13 protein-coding genes are annotated in these 14,100 nt (G+C 57.6%); 6 read left to right on the forward strand and 7 right to left on the reverse strand.

Annotation, left to right across the window (positions count from 1 at the left end; genetic code table 11):
* Nucleotides 1-160: 160 nt before the first annotated feature.
* Entirely contained in the window at nucleotides 161-1,093 is a 933-nt protein-coding gene (locus HY298_07970; protein MBI3850212.1) for a hypothetical protein, read from the forward strand.
* Between the two features lie 58 nt (nucleotides 1,094-1,151).
* On the opposite strand, the gene HY298_07975 is transcribed toward HY298_07970, so the two are convergent.
* Nucleotides 1,152-1,532: a hypothetical protein gene (locus tag HY298_07975; protein ID MBI3850213.1), complete on the reverse strand. Its 381-nt coding sequence runs from the start codon at nucleotides 1,530-1,532 to the stop codon at nucleotides 1,152-1,154.
* A gap of 1 nt (nucleotide 1,533) precedes the next feature.
* Here HY298_07975 and HY298_07980 point away from each other — a divergent pair, with 1 nt between their 5' ends.
* The 3 genes from HY298_07980 to HY298_07990 all read left to right on the forward strand — a co-directional run bounded on the left by HY298_07980 (nucleotide 1,534) and on the right by HY298_07990 (nucleotide 4,644).
* A complete protein-coding gene (locus HY298_07980) occupies nucleotides 1,534-2,100 on the forward strand; it encodes a hypothetical protein (protein MBI3850214.1) in 567 nt (188 codons plus the stop codon).
* Between the two features lie 131 nt (nucleotides 2,101-2,231).
* Nucleotides 2,232-3,305: an immunoglobulin domain-containing protein gene (locus tag HY298_07985; GenBank protein ID MBI3850215.1), complete on the forward strand. Its 1,074-nt coding sequence runs from the start codon at nucleotides 2,232-2,234 to the stop codon at nucleotides 3,303-3,305.
* Nucleotides 3,232-4,644: a hypothetical protein gene (locus HY298_07990; GenBank protein ID MBI3850216.1), complete on the forward strand. Its 1,413-nt coding sequence runs from the start codon at nucleotides 3,232-3,234 to the stop codon at nucleotides 4,642-4,644. Before HY298_07985 ends, HY298_07990 begins: the two co-directional genes overlap by 74 nt.
* A 253-nt stretch (nucleotides 4,645-4,897) precedes the next feature.
* Here the strand turns inward: HY298_07990 and HY298_07995 are convergent, their stop codons facing one another.
* From HY298_07995 to HY298_08015, 5 genes are all read right to left on the reverse strand, one after another.
* A complete protein-coding gene (locus HY298_07995) occupies nucleotides 4,898-6,253 on the reverse strand; it encodes a PQQ-like beta-propeller repeat protein (protein ID MBI3850217.1) in 1,356 nt (451 codons plus the stop codon).
* 310 nt (nucleotides 6,254-6,563) lie between these two features.
* Nucleotides 6,564-7,715 carry a sulfite oxidase gene (locus HY298_08000; GenBank protein MBI3850218.1) on the reverse strand — a complete coding sequence of 384 codons (1,152 nt, stop codon included), beginning with the start codon at nucleotides 7,713-7,715 and terminating at the stop codon, nucleotides 6,564-6,566.
* A gap of 59 nt (nucleotides 7,716-7,774) precedes the next feature.
* Nucleotides 7,775-8,704 (reverse strand): metalloregulator ArsR/SmtB family transcription factor, encoded by a 930-nt coding sequence (locus tag HY298_08005; GenBank protein MBI3850219.1) that lies wholly within the window; start codon nucleotides 8,702-8,704, stop codon nucleotides 7,775-7,777.
* 4 nt (nucleotides 8,705-8,708) lie between these two features.
* Nucleotides 8,709-9,272 carry a hypothetical protein gene (locus HY298_08010; GenBank protein MBI3850220.1) on the reverse strand — a complete coding sequence of 188 codons (564 nt, stop codon included), beginning with the start codon at nucleotides 9,270-9,272 and terminating at the stop codon, nucleotides 8,709-8,711.
* Nucleotides 9,259-9,603 carry a hypothetical protein gene (locus HY298_08015; GenBank protein ID MBI3850221.1) on the reverse strand — a complete coding sequence of 115 codons (345 nt, stop codon included), beginning with the start codon at nucleotides 9,601-9,603 and terminating at the stop codon, nucleotides 9,259-9,261. Before HY298_08015 ends, HY298_08010 begins: the two co-directional genes overlap by 14 nt.
* A 145-nt stretch (nucleotides 9,604-9,748) precedes the next feature.
* Between HY298_08015 and HY298_08020 the strand changes: the two genes are divergently transcribed.
* Nucleotides 9,749-11,008 (forward strand): methionine adenosyltransferase, encoded by a 1,260-nt coding sequence (locus HY298_08020; GenBank protein ID MBI3850222.1) that lies wholly within the window; start codon nucleotides 9,749-9,751, stop codon nucleotides 11,006-11,008.
* Between the two features lie 33 nt (nucleotides 11,009-11,041).
* Nucleotides 11,042-12,337, forward strand: coding sequence for an adenosylhomocysteinase (locus HY298_08025; GenBank protein MBI3850223.1), 1,296 nt, complete (start codon nucleotides 11,042-11,044; stop codon nucleotides 12,335-12,337).
* Nucleotides 12,338-12,394: 57 nt separating this feature from the next.
* Here HY298_08025 and HY298_08030 read toward each other — a convergent pair whose 3' ends face one another.
* Complete coding sequence (locus HY298_08030) at nucleotides 12,395-14,032, reverse strand: hypothetical protein (GenBank protein ID MBI3850224.1); 1,638 nt, start codon at nucleotides 14,030-14,032, stop codon at nucleotides 12,395-12,397.
* Nucleotides 14,033-14,100 lie beyond the last annotated feature (68 nt).

The raw sequence follows: 14,100 nt of genomic DNA on the forward strand, positions 1-14,100 counted from the left end.
TCCCGGATTTTCCTCTGTACGGAGTGGACGGCCGGGTGTTCCAGCCGTGACACCGGGGCCTCCCGGGCAGCGCCGCAGCGGACAACCGCAATGGCCTGCGGTCGAGGCTCCGGCGGCGTGGGACACCGATGGCTGGAAACCAAAAAGAAAGTCCATAACTATGAAAAAATCCGTATTCATTAGAGGGCTCGCTGCCCTCGCAGTCGCGCTGCTCGCATTGCTGCCGTGCAGCCTCCTGGCGGTCCCAATAGTCGTCAGTATCAACGACGTTCCCAACGGAGCGCCCGTGATCCAGGTGAACGGTGCCCCGAATGGATATGACGTGTACACTGGAGCGGGTATCGCCACCCCCGGTATCGAGGATGGGGCGCTGATAACTCTCATCGGCGTGGACCAGTCCGGCTTGATCCCTGATTGGGGCGGGCGCTTCGTGGTCCCAGAGGCACCGCTGTGGTTCCGCACGGCGGTTGATATTATCTGGGTCGGACACGACGAGGACGTCATCGGCAACGGAGATCTCCAAATCGGATTCAACAGCGCATTGCCGGGCACTTACTACTTCAATCCGGGGCTGATTAATCCCGCGACCGGCCTGCCTATCAACGAAGATGAAAACCTTGGCCTTGTGACCGATGAATGGGTCACGGTTTATGCAAACGACACGCTCGTTGTCAGATATAAACCGCACACGTACCGATTGCTTGCCCAAGTGGAACGCCCGTTTAAGATCGCCGGCCAGGTCAGCACCGTCATCCAACTCGATGGCAGCTTCGCATTTGACGCCTCCTCTGGCAGCAGTGTGGGGGTGTCCACCGCTGGTGGCAGCTTCACGGCAGCGGGGTCGGGGAATGCGTTTACGGGAGTGTGGAGCCTGACGGCGACTTCGGCCAACGGCGACCAGATTTCCGGGTACCACGTGCCGGGAAGCATCCCAGATGAGTTCCGCTTTACCAGCGGTACCGGTCGTTTCGCGGGCGTCTCCGGAGAGTTCACTTACGTGACATCAGTTCCATCAATAATCCCCAACCCCGACGGTTCGGCTACGCTGATCATCAGCTACAGCTACGAGGGCACCGGCACCATCACGTATTGATCCGTCCCCGCTTGGATTGCTGCGCCCGTCGGCTTCGGCGAATCCGAGGGTGCGCATCTCACGAGGGCCGCGGGCCTGCGCGAACGCCCAACATCGGAATGAAACACAGCGCGGCGGGGCACGCTTCGGCGAGCCCGCCGCGCTGTTCGTGGCGGTCAGCAAGGCGCGAACACAAGTCGGCGAGTTCGCGCCCGTTGGCTCCCGCAAAACCCTCAAAGATTTTCCGCACCTGTTTCCCGGATTTTCCTCTGTACAGAGTGGAAGCAGAGCGTTCAGTGCGAAAAGCCGGCTGCGCAAGGGCAAGCCAGGTCGCCGACGTGATGAAGGTCAGGAATGGCGCGTCCAGCAGCCCTTGAATCCGCCGGCGCTGAACGCAGGCAACCAACAAAAACACAAACGGAAGGTTCATCTGAACCTCAAACCAAAGAAAGGTTAACATAATGAAAACGATACTAAACAAGCTGCTGAAAGGCAGGATCACGCGTTGGGGATTCCTCGCCGTGCTGCTGATCGGCGCTGGGGCGACGGTGGGCTGGATGAACCAAAGGTGTTACCAACTGGGCGGCTCCTTCGTCGGCGGAGTGCAGGGGATCCAGTGGATCGAAATCGAAACACCCTTGGATTTGTACGGCCAAAAGGCGACGCTCCAAATCCAATTCCCGACTTGGCCTGCCGAACTCCAAGCCGCGCTGCTGACGCCCTTCGGTGCTGACACCCTGAGCGTAGGCGCTGGCGAGATGGCGATGACCGACCGGGATACCGCCAAGTTCACCTGGGTCGCGTACGCGGTCACGGATGCGCACCCGCAAGTGATCAAGGCGATCTGGCTCGTGAATGGGACACGGGAAATCACCGGCCCGAACAGCGCGATGTCAGCCGAGACGCTCCGCATCTATGCGCCGGAAGCCGATGGGAACCACGATGGGCTCCCGGACTCGACTGCCATGCCGCTGGCGACAGTGCCTTTCCCACCCGGTCTGAGTGTCCGCGTGCCCATCCTGCCATAGTGGATCGCTCGCAACTCAGCAAACGAGTTGCTGACGGCGAAACGATGGGGAGTCTGCGCCACCAAGTGGGACAGACTCCCTGTCCAGAGTGAACCCAATGCCGCAAGAACAACCACCCAAATTTCGACCTCATGAAAACAAAACCAAACCAATCCATGAACCTCAAGGTAGGGCGCGTCACTCCGTGCGCGCCGCAACTGGCAACCCACGCTCCGAACGGCGCGCACGGAGTGACGCGCCCTACCGACCCACGCAGTTCATGGCCGCGTTGCCCGCTCGCCGACCGTGGTTTTCTCCTCACGTCCGCGTTGTTTCTGGCCGCCGTCAGCATCTGCTTGGGCCAGCCCATCATCACCAACCAGCCCGCAACCCAGGCCACTGCTCCCGGCGCGAGCGTAACCTTCCAGGTCGGGGCGACGGGCACCGCGCCGCTCGTGTACCAGTGGCAGAAAAATCCGGGCAATGGTTTTTCCGACCTCGCGGACCGTACCAATGCCGCCCTGGTCCTGACGAACGTGCAGCCGTGGGACGCGTGTGACTATCGCGTGGTCATTACCAACATCACTGGTGCGAGAACCAGTGCCGTGGCCCGCCTTTATGTGATGCGGCCTGCACTGGTGACGACCAAAATGGTGGTCGACAACTTCGACGACGACCTGCTTACAGATTGGGAGGTGTTTGGCAGCGGCAGCTTCTTCAATACGAACCAGCAGTTGACCGTCCGCGGGTATTACCCGGGCGTACACACCGTGAACCATACGGACTCCCAGGTGTACGGAGGGCACTACACGACTTGGGCTGTTCCCAACGGCCAGACCAGGGAATGGCGGGTGGACCTGGTCCGCTTGGATGAGAACGCCACCAATACGGCGTTGCTGTTAGTCGGCACTACGAGCGGCCTGTATGCCGTCCACAAAAGCCGTGACTTCGTGTTCGTGTTGAAATGGCCAACTTCTGGCGGCGGCATTTGCATATTGGCTTGTGAAAGGGCAGCGGTCAGGAACACGAATGTCGTCCTGACTCTCGCGTTGACGCGGGTGCAACCGAATTTGCTGGTGACGGCCCGGGTGCTGGATAAGGCCAATCTCAACAACGTGCTGTATCAATGCACCGTCGTAGATACACCGAACGTTGACCCGACGATCAATGCCGCCCGGTTTCAAGCCGTTGACCGGTATGAACTGGCAGGATGTGGGTCCTGCTGATCTGGCGGGAGCGCCCTTCACGTCATTCCGGGTGGGCTTCGGCTTGTTTCAGTACACCGACGGCACGATGCCAGCGGCCGAGGCCATATTCGACAACCTTGAACTTTGGACATCGCTTCTGCCAGTGACGCGCTACGTGGACGTGAACAGCACCAACCCCACGCCGCCCTACACCAACTGGCTCACTGCGGCGACGAACATCCAGGACGCCGTGGACGCGGCGCTGGCAGGCGACGAGATCGTGGTGACCAACGGCACCTACGCCACTGGTGGGCGCGCGGTGGGAACGAACTTGCTGGTGAATCGCGTGGCAGTGGACAAGCCGCTCACGGTGTGGAGCGTCAACGGCCCGGAGTTGACGGTAATCAATGGTGACAGCACGGCTCGGTGCGTGTATCTGAGTGACGGCGCCAGCCTGTCCGGGTTCACCTTGACCCAGGGAGTGGCGGATAACGGCGGTGGGGTGCGGTGCGCATCCACAAACGCTTTTCTCGCGCACTTTGTGATTGCAGGCAACTCGGCTACCTTCGGCGGCGGGGCGTATGGGGGCACGCTTTACAATTGCACGCTGATGGACAACTCCGCCACCGACGGTGGCGGAGCGAAAGCCGCGACACTCAACAACTGCACCGTGGTGGACAACGTGGCCTGGGACTCAGGTGGTGGAGTCGCGAGTTCGACCTTGGCGAACTCCATCGTGGCCTACAACGCCGCCTGGACCGACCCTAATTACGCGGCCTCGACGTTGGATTACTGCTGCACCTCGCCGTTGCCCACCGGCGGGCGGGGCAACATCACACTCCCGCCGCAGTTTGTGCATTACCCCAACGGCAACCTGCGTCTGCAATCCAACTCCGCCTGCATCAACGCTGGCCACAACGCCTACGTTTCGAGCACTACGGACCTGGACGGCCTCCCGCGCATTGTCAGCGGCACGGTGGACATCGGCGCCTACGAGTTCCAAGGGCCCAGCTCGGTGATTTCCTACGCCTGGCTCCAGCGCTACGGCCTGCCCACCGACGGCTCGGCGGATGCCACCGACCCGGACGCCGACGGCCACACCAGCTGGCAGGAGTGGCGTTGCCAGACCGATCCCACCAACCCGCTCTCGGTGTTGCGCCTGCTCTCGGCGTCGCCCGCCGGCACGAACGTGACCGTGACTTGGCAGAGCGTGGCCGGGGTGAACTATTTCCTGGAGCGCAGCACGAATCTGTCCGCGACCCCGCCCTTCACCCTGCTGGCCCCGAATCTCCCCGGCCAACCCGGCACGATGACTTACACGGACACAAACGCCACGTCTTTGTCCCCGCTGTTCTACCGCGTGGGAGTTGGGCCGTAAATCCGAAATCCGAAGCCCGAAGGAAAACCGAAACCCGAAATCCGAAAAGGCAAGATCATGAAAACGAGAATGCACCTCCAACACAGTTGGCACGATGTCCCAATTGGCGCAAGCGAACGCAAGGAACACCTGAAGAAACGCCATCAGCTTGAGCTGTTCGTTGGTTTGGCCTCGGGAGTGTTGTTGGTAACCTGATTGTAGGGGCTGGCCATTGCGCTTCACTGTGGCCCGGAATTATTACGACCCCGACGCTTTATTTCGTCGCCGCCAGAGAGACAGAAATAATTTCCTTGTCGTTGCGGGCGTACATGCTGCGATTGGCAAAGGCGGGATGCGACCAGAGCACATCCCGACCGGCAGCGGTGTTGGTCGGTTCGAGCAGATGAGCACGGCTGATTTCCTCGTAACCTTTGGGACTGAGCTTGGCGATGATCAAATCTCCCTTTTCGTTGAAGAGGAAAAAGCGGTCGCCGTTTTTCACGAGGAAGGCGTTGGCCCAGCGCATTTCTTTTCCGTCCGGTGTTGTGGCTTTCAGGGTTTCCCACACGCGCTCACCGGTGTCGGCCTTCAAACAGCGCAGTTGACCGTAGCTGCACACGCCGTAGATGTAGCCGTCTTCCAGAAACGGCGTGCTCATTGTGGAATGGAGCGCATCCGTGTCCTTCTCGCTCACCTTCTTGCTGGCCCAAACTTCGGTGGCGGCCGGTTTGTTCGCATCCAACCGCAGCATGATCGAGCCGTTGTAAAAGCAGGTGAGGTAGAGCAGGTCGCCCATTTTTCGGGGCGTGGGGATGGTCATGCCGGAGCGGATCTTGCACGGATGTGACCAATAAACCATTCCGGTTTCCGGGTCTAACGAATTAACCGCTTCGGGATGCCAGACGACGAGCTGGCGTTTTCCGCCGGCTTCAAAAATCATTGGCGGACAATAGCCCGGCTCTTTGGCCGTGAGCGCGCGCCAGAGTTCCTTGCCGCTATCCTTGTCGAAGGCGACCGCTGTGCTGCCGTCGCCGCCAGCAAGACAGATCAGTTTGTTCCCGTCGAGCAACGGATGCGCGGAGAATCCCCACATCGGTGTCGGGATGCCGTAGTCCTTTTTGAAATCGTGCGACCAAAGGGGTTTTCCCGAAATCGCATCGAGGCAAAACAAATGTCCTTCTGTGCCAAGCGTATAAACTTTTCCGCCGCCAATGACCGGTGTGGCGCGCGGCCCGGCGGGATAACTCACGGTGTAGGGACAATCGTATTTGTGCTGCCAAAGAATCTTCCCGTCGGCTTCGTTCAGACAGAGCGTCCGTTCCGTGCCAGGAATTGTGCCGCGATCAAACGGATTGGCTGGATTGCTTGCGCCCTCGGCGAGTTGTCGGTCGGTGAGGTAAACTTTTCCGTTGGCGACTGCTGGCCCGGCGTAACCAGCTCCGATCGGAGTCCGCCACCGCACCGGCGGACCGTCGGCTGGAAGCTTCTCCATGATTCCAGTCTCGCGCCAAACTGCGTCGCGTTGTGGGCCAAGCCACTGCGGCCAATCATCCGCCAGCAGCGGATGAACGCAGAGAAAAACACCGATTACCAAAGACGAGCCGAGAAGTGATTTCAAATTAGAGTGCATGGATTTTGATGGTAGCAGTTCATTTTGTTTTCCTCCGACTTAGAGCGCTGAAATAGCATGATTAAGAAACCGCCCTCACCCAGGCCCTCCCCCCCCAGGAGAGGGAGAATCATTTGCCGCCTTTTGCCGAGATTGACGCGATGAGTTGTTCGATGCGTTTTGCGGCGAACAGAGGCTCGGCGGAAGTGGCAAGGAAAACGTTGACATGTTCAAGACGTGTGCCCGCGCTCACCCTCTCCATGGGGGAGAGGGCCGGGGTGAGGGCGAGCGTTCTTCAAAACGTTCTGCATTGTTTGTTAGAAATCGAAAACTAAATCCTGATCTTGCGAGGGTGTTGTTGGTTCGCTTCCCAATAAGTCTTTTTCAATTTGATGGCGGGATCATCCGCCGGCGGTTGAACGCGACCCTCGGCATCAATGGCGCGGGAAACCAACGTGTGGTCGCCGGGTTCGGGCTTTTGCCAGTCATGCGACCAGAAAGTCCAGGCGTATTTAGCGCGCTGCCTTTTATCGAGTTGCACGGTAATCCAATTGCCGTCGTCAATCTTTAACTCCACCTTCGCGAGTGGCGTGCCGTCCGTCCACGCCGCGCCGCTGACGCGCAGGTTGGCGTCGGCCCGGCGCACCACGCGGGCGACGATGGATTTCACGTCGATCGGGCCGACGCTCGTTTCGCGCCAGATGGTGCGGCCATCCTTTTCTTCACCGCGAATGGTCACGTATTCGCGGGCCATGTATTTGCTCATGTAACGGCGGTCCAGAACTTCAACGCGTGTCAGCCATTTCACCCAAGCAATGCCGAACCAGCCCGGAACAATGAGGCGCAGCGGAGCGCCATGCTCTTTGGGGAGCGGTTGGCCGTTCATCTCGTAAGCCAGCAACACTTCGTCATTGAGCGCATTTCGCAAGGCGAGACTTCGCGCAAAGTTTTGCGAATAATCTTGCTCGCGAATCTTTTCGACCTTTTCATCCGCGCCAAAGAAAACGACTTCGATGCCGCGCTTGTCCACACCGCATTCCGTCAAAAGTGGCGCCAGTGGCGTTCCCGTCCACCGAATGTTGGCGATGGCACCCATAAAGCCGGGATTCGAACTGTTCCCCGAACATTCCAAGGTCGCGATGATGCTCTTGCGTCGGCGCGATTTGATTTCGCTCAGCGAAAATGTCTTCGGTCGCTTTATCAGACCGCCGATTTCCAGACTCCATGCGTCCGTCTCAACCGGCGGCTGGCCGTAATGACTGACGGAAAAAGCCTGGACGTTGGGCGTGATCCAACTCGTGAGTTGTTCCCACTTCAACATCGGTCGCTTGGGATCAGCGGGCTGAACGTCAAGGAAGGGGATCAGCGTCTCAGCCACTTGCGGTTCGTCCGCTCCAAAGACCGACAGCGGGTTGTGCGCGAACCCCAGTGCTGCTGCGGCAACGCTGCTCTTGATCATTTCGCGACGGCTCAGGGAATTCACGGCGCAATGATGTCGTTGAGCACTGGAGTGTCAAGCATCTGTCCGCCGGGATTCGTCGGCTATTTCATGCCGCCGGCGAGAATGGTTTGAAAATGCGGCGGCTGTTCTTCGCGGGCGACGACGCTGATTTCAATCTTTTTGAAACCAACGTCCTCCAGCCAGCGATGCAAATCGCCTTCCGCAAAGCCAAGCCAGCGATCACCGTACAGTTCGCGTGCTTTGTCGAAGTTGTGTTTGAGCAGATCGAGAATCATGATCTGCCCGCCGCCGCGGAGAATCTTGTGCGCGCAACCTATCGCTTTGGCTGGATTGGCCGCATGATGCAACGCCTGGCTCAGGATCACCAGATCAACTGATTGCGGGTCGATGGGCGGGCTTTCGAGATCGCCCAATCTGAATTCGAGATTCTTCAACCCGTTCTTCTTCGCCTTATTCGCGCCGAAGGTCACCATCTTCTCCGAGTTATCGACGGCGATTACTTTTTTTGCGCGACGGGCGAGGAGTTCGCTCAACAGACCTTCGCCTGAACCGAGGTCCGCCACGACAATCGGCGGCAGAATCCGCAAAAGCAAATGCCCGAAGGCCTCCCACGAGCGGCCCGGCCCGTAGCTCCGGTCGAACCGCCCGGCCACCTGGTTGAAATAGACCTGCGCCTGTTCGTTGCGCCGGGTGAGAATGCGTTTGAGGTCGAGTTGATCGGCGGAATGCTCGGACATTTCCCGGGCGCCGCGCACGGCCAGTTGAATGAACTCGCGTGCCACGCCATCGGCCCGTTCGTTCAACTTGTAAAAAGTTCGTTTACCGTCGCGTCGTGATTGCACCAAACCCGATTCCTGCAGCAGGCCGAGGTGCGTGGAAATGCGCGACTGGCCCAATCGCGTGATTTCCTGAAGCTCGTTGACGGAGAGTTCGTCGCGCTCCAGCAGCGCCATGATGCGCAATCGTGTGGGGTCGGAGAGGGCGCGAAGGGATTTCAGTGTGGAGGACATGGTGTCAGTTTTTGTTTCGCGCGGTTCGCCGTTGCGTCCGCATTTCGGAAACAAGTTGCTCCAGCAACCCGGTCAATTCCTTTTGCCTGGACGATGACACGGACAAGTCATGGATCCGTCCGCGCACGACCTTGGGTTTGACCAGTTTGTGTTTCAGCATTGCGCGCAAGAAAAGCTGGTCCTTATTGCGCCAGGCCACGAGCTTACTCACAAATAAATCGTGCGGCTCCAGACACCACGCCGTTACCCCGCCGGTACGAGGCGTTCGGAATGGAATCAATCGTTCCATCCAGCCATCGGGCAGCGTGGCTAATCCGGGGTCAACACAGTCGAGATAAACTCCGTGCTTCCGATAAAATCGTGAACCGCGCCCCAATTGCTGACGCAGGAGACTCCACGTCTGCGGATGGCGTCGGGGATATAGATCGGCTTCGAGAGTCTTTGGAAATTCGCGTGGGATGCGCCGACAGACCGCGCGAAGCGATTGGCTTCCAAACAGAAAAAAATCCCGCTCACGCGCAACCGCCCCAGCTTCGCGCAACATGAGTTCCAGTTTACTTTTCGTCATATCGCGCCCATATCGCCTTACGCTCCCGTTCCGTCAGAATTCCGCAGAAAGGAGAAGATTGGCGCAGGCGATTCCCCTCCTCGTCCGGACGCGTCATGATGCGTAACACTGTGCTCCGGTCATACTCACGGAGGATTTGCTTCCATTCGCGCAACGATTGTGGACAGGCTCGATTCATCCGCTCCCAATGGGCAATGTTGCGGCGGGCGCGTTCGAAGAATTTAGGATCGCGGCGAATCTTGCGGGCCATCGCGCGGTGCAATGCCAAGTCCACCAGATCAATCCACTGGTGACTGCAGACTGGAGGCTGTTTTTGCTTGGCCTTTTGCATAAAATGACGTTGCCAGAGATACTTTGTTTTCTCAAGCCCGCAACCGTTGGCCCAACTTCACCCAACTTTTCTTCAGAAACCAGTTGACGCGCTTGCAAAGTGTTATATCATCCCATCTTGATACGTCAATATGACATTTTAACACATGAGTAAAAACTACATCTTCTCCTCGGAGTCCGTCGGCGAAGGCCATCCGGACAAAGTATGCGACACCATTTCTGACGCCGTGCTGGACGCGTGCCTCGCGCAGGACCCGCACAGCCGGGTGGCCTGTGAAACGTACGCCAAAAGCAATCTCGTCGTGGTCGGCGGCGAAATCACCACCAAGGCCAGGCTCGACTTCAATGCCATCGCCCGCCAGGCCATCCGCGACATCGGTTACACGCATGAGGATGATGTTTTCCACGCTGACCGCGTGCTCATTCTCAACGCCATCACTTCCCAAAGCGCGGACATCGCTCAAGGCGTGGATGCGCGCAAAGCCAAAGGCAAGGAAACCGCCGAACAAGGCGCCGGGGACCAGGGTTTGATGTTTGGTTATGCTTGCAATGAAACCCCTGAACTCATGCCTGCGCCGATCATGTATGCGCATCAACTCGGTCGTGCGCTGACGAAGATCCGCAAGAACGGCAAGGTGAAATGGCTTCGTCCCGATGCCAAGAGCCAGGTGTCGGTTCGCTATGTCAATGATCAACCGGTGGCCATCACCAATGTCGTCATCTCCACGCAACACAGCGCGGACGTGGACCACGCCACGATCAAGGAATTCTGCATCGAGGAAGTCGTCAAGAAGACGCTACCGAGAAATTTGCTGACGAAGGAGACCAAATACCTGATCAATCCCACCGGTCGCTTCGTCGTCGGCGGGCCTCAGGGCGACACCGGTTTGACCGGCCGCAAAATCATCGTGGACAGCTACGGCGGCATGGGCCGTCACGGCGGTGGCGCGTTCAGCGGGAAGGACCCCAGCAAGGTGGATCGCAGCGCCGCCTACATGGGCCGTTACGTGGCCAAGAACATCGTGGCCGCTGGACTCGCCACGAGCGCGGAAATTCAATTCGCTTACGCCATCGGCTATCCCGAACCGGTTTCCGTTTGTATCAACACGTTTGGAACGGGTGTGGTGAGCGACGAGGCAATAGAGAAGGCGGTGCTGGAGATTTTCAGCTTCAAGCCGGCGGCCATCATCAAGCAACTGAACCTGCTCCGCCCGATTTATTCCAAGACGACCAACTATGGCCATTTTGGAAAAGTGGACGACACCGACAGCATCACTTGGGAAAAAACGGACAAAACCGATGCGCTCCGAAAAGCAGTCACCCAAAACAAATCTCCCGTCGTCGCCGCCACTTTGAAACGAGCAGCCGCGCTCGTCTCGACTTCAAGCGCGCAAGCCTCCGCCTAACTCTCAACACTCAACTTTCAACTCTCAACCAAAATGGCAGCAATCAAACTTTCTCCCGCACGTCGCACCTTAACCAAAGCACCCGCCAAAAACGGCAATGGCGCGAGCAAACACGACTTCGCCGTCCGCGACCTCTCGCTCGCCGAGTGGGGACGCAAAACCATTGAGGTTTGCCAGCACGAGATGCCCGGCCTCATGTCCATCCGCAAAAAGTATGGCGTGAGCAAGCCGCTCAAGGGCGTCCGCGTCACCGGCTCGTTGCACATGACCATCGAGACGGCGATCCTCATCGAGACGCTTATTGAACTCGGCGCGTCGGTGCGTTGGGCGAGCTGCAACATCTTCTCCACGCAAGATCACGCCGCCGCCGCTGTTGCCAAGGCCGGTATTCCTGTCTTCGCGCACAAAGGCGAATCGCTCGAAGAGTATTGGGACTTCACCCTCGCCGCCCTCACGCATCCGGGCAACAAAGGACCGCAACTCATCGTGGACGATGGCGGCGACGCCACGCTCCTAATCCACAAAGGCTACGAACTCGAAAACGGCGACACCTGGGTCAACACGCCGAGCGACAACCACGAAGTCGCCGTCATCAAGGCGCTGTTGAAGAAGGTCGCAAAGGAACGCCCCGGTTTCTGGCACGAAGTCGTGAAGGACTGGAAAGGTGTTTCCGAAGAAACGACCACCGGCGTGCATCGCCTTTACCAGATGTTGGAGCAGGGCAAACTTCTCGTGCCCGCCATCAACGTCAACGACTCCGTCACCAAATCCAAGTTCGACAACCTCTACGGCTGCCGCGAATCGCTCGCCGACGGCATCAAGCGCGCCACCGACGTGATGATCGCCGGCAAAGTCGCGGTCGTCGCGGGCTACGGCGACGTCGGCAAGGGCTGCGCCCATTCGCTCCGCGGATTCGGCGCGCGCGTGATCGTCACCGAGATTGACCCCATCAACGCGCTGCAAGCCGCGATGGAAGGTTTCGAAGTCACCACGCTCGAAGACACGCTCGGCATCGGCGACATCTACGTGACGACCACCGGCAATTGCGACGTCATCACACTCGACCACATCCTCAAGATGAAGGACCAGGCCATCGTTTGTAACATCGGCCACTTCGACAACGAGATTCAGGTGGACAAGCTCAACACGTTGAAAGGCGTGAAGAACAAAATCGGTGTCTATCGTCTGCCCAAGAAACTGGACGAAGAAGTCGCGCGCCTGCACCTGGATCGCATCGGCGTGAAGCTGACCAAGCTCACGAAGAAACAAGCCGACTACCTCGGCGTGCCGCCCGAAGGGCCTTACAAGCCGGAGCACTATCGGTATTGAGCGCTAGTCAAATCTCAAAACACGAAAGGCGAACGGGAAACCGTTCGCCATTTTCATTTAAGAATTGTCCTTCAACACATTCACCTTCAGCCATTCGATGAACTCCACAGCACCCGCAAAGATTTTCATCGAAGCGTCCACAACTGGCAACCCCTTCAGTCCGGCACGTTTCAAAACGACTTCGTATTCGCTGCTCTTCCGATGAGCACTTCCTTTTGACCGGAGTTCCTGTAGCACGCGAAGCGGTCTGATTCGCAGGTCAGCATCACCGTATCCGGCCTCAATAAAGAACTGTTGCAAGCGATTCAGGCCACCGGGATTCGGGGCTTGCGCTCGAAGTGTCCCCTTGATTTTGTCTTCGTTCAGGGAATCGTTCAGCAGCTTCGCCAGAAGACCGTTTTGTTGATCGAACTCAGACTGACTTTCGTCAAGGCAAACGTGGACTTGAGCAAAAACATAACGATCCTCCTCCTCGGGTTCTCGCCACAACGGCCAACCGTATGCTTTTTGCCAAAGGTTGTTCACCATTGGATACAAATGTTTCAATTTCAAATCGGGCATCGTCGGATTTGCAAACCACGCCTTGATGTTGCGGCTGTAGAAGGTTTTGCTTACACCGCCGTCCGGAGCGACGTTGAAGGAACGCCAATGCAAGCGTTCAACTCCTGGAAGGTCTAGTCCGAGGTCTTTGAGGAAAACGATGACATACTTGGGATGATCATTGTCGATTCTCAAACCCCAAAGACCTCCACATCGGAGATATCCATCTTCGACAGAAAACTTGGTCGGCTCAGCGAAATACCGTGCCAAGACCCCTCGTCGGAAAAATACAGGTTGCAAGGCATGCCGCGCGTCTTTGTCAGCAGCCTTCGGATCAGAGGTTTGCGTGATGGCCGCACCTTGTTTGTTATATCCGACGATGAACGAAGGATAAGCTGAATGGTCCTCCTCGTAAGGGTCACGATATTCAACGGGACCGGGGCACAAAATGAGGGCCTTTCCAATTACTCGCGAGATGCACTTGCATTGATCGTCATGATGCCGGTCTTCATTTGCACTGAGATGCCAATGAAAAGTCGCGCCACGCCGTTCACTTCCAACTGACTTTAGACCGAGTTCGCTGAGGGAATACTGACACCAGTATGCACCGTCCCATTGCATAGCGAGATGCATCTGCTTTGCACGGAGAAAATCGACCAGAAAACGTAAATGAACCTCAACGCGTCCGTTGGCAACTCGAACCACCTCGTGTTCGACCCCATGAATATCAGAATGGAGAAAAACTCCACGTGCGGTGTCTTGGTAAAGATTGTGAAACAACCTAAACTCTTCAGCGATTTCAATCGTCGGCGATCTCAACCCCCAGAAATGACGTGCGTGAACCAAGGGTTGTGCGCCAGTTTCATTACCATCAGGCAGGTACGAGATTTCGCGCACTTTTTCTCCTGTTCGCCAATGCTCAACGCATTGTACCTGCGGATTAAAGTCAGACGCACGATAATCCCAACTCAACTCTTTGAGGAATCGCTCGTCACCAATCAGCGGCAACAGAAAGCAAAAAGTGTGAAAACCATTTTTGACATCTTCGCTCGAATAGACGCAGACAAATGCGGACGCCGTTGGGTTCTCAATAACCCTAATCTGCCGTAGCTGGAGTAATCGTTCGATTTCCTGTTGTTTAGTGGCCTCGTCCATCAAGACTTAAGTTCGGGCAGTCGGTGCAGAACTGCAAGGGGATTGCATGTCGCTTGCCCCACAATCCA

This window comes from Verrucomicrobiota bacterium (assembly GCA_016200005.1).
GTDB lineage: Bacteria > Verrucomicrobiota > Verrucomicrobiia > Limisphaerales > PALSA-1396 > PALSA-1396.

Excerpts from the sequence above, each read along its gene's own strand:
- HY298_08005 (MBI3850219.1), bottom strand. The coding sequence starts at position 8,704 with ATGTCCTCCACACTGAAATCCCTTCGCGCCCTCTCCGACCCCACACGA.
- HY298_07970 (MBI3850212.1), top strand. The coding sequence starts at position 161 with ATGAAAAAATCCGTATTCATTAGAGGGCTCGCTGCCCTCGCAGTCGCG.
- HY298_07995 (MBI3850217.1), bottom strand. The coding sequence starts at position 6,253 with ATGCACTCTAATTTGAAATCACTTCTCGGCTCGTCTTTGGTAATCGGT.
- HY298_07980 (MBI3850214.1), top strand. The coding sequence starts at position 1,534 with ATGAAAACGATACTAAACAAGCTGCTGAAAGGCAGGATCACGCGTTGG.
- HY298_08025 (MBI3850223.1), top strand. The coding sequence starts at position 11,042 with ATGGCAGCAATCAAACTTTCTCCCGCACGTCGCACCTTAACCAAAGCA.
- HY298_08030 (MBI3850224.1), bottom strand. The coding sequence starts at position 14,032 with ATGGACGAGGCCACTAAACAACAGGAAATCGAACGATTACTCCAGCTA.
- HY298_08020 (MBI3850222.1), top strand. The coding sequence starts at position 9,749 with ATGAGTAAAAACTACATCTTCTCCTCGGAGTCCGTCGGCGAAGGCCAT.
- HY298_08010 (MBI3850220.1), bottom strand. The coding sequence starts at position 9,272 with ATGACGAAAAGTAAACTGGAACTCATGTTGCGCGAAGCTGGGGCGGTT.
- HY298_07985 (MBI3850215.1), top strand. The coding sequence starts at position 2,232 with ATGAAAACAAAACCAAACCAATCCATGAACCTCAAGGTAGGGCGCGTC.
- HY298_07975 (MBI3850213.1), bottom strand. The coding sequence starts at position 1,532 with ATGTTAACCTTTCTTTGGTTTGAGGTTCAGATGAACCTTCCGTTTGTG.
- HY298_08015 (MBI3850221.1), bottom strand. The coding sequence starts at position 9,603 with ATGCAAAAGGCCAAGCAAAAACAGCCTCCAGTCTGCAGTCACCAGTGG.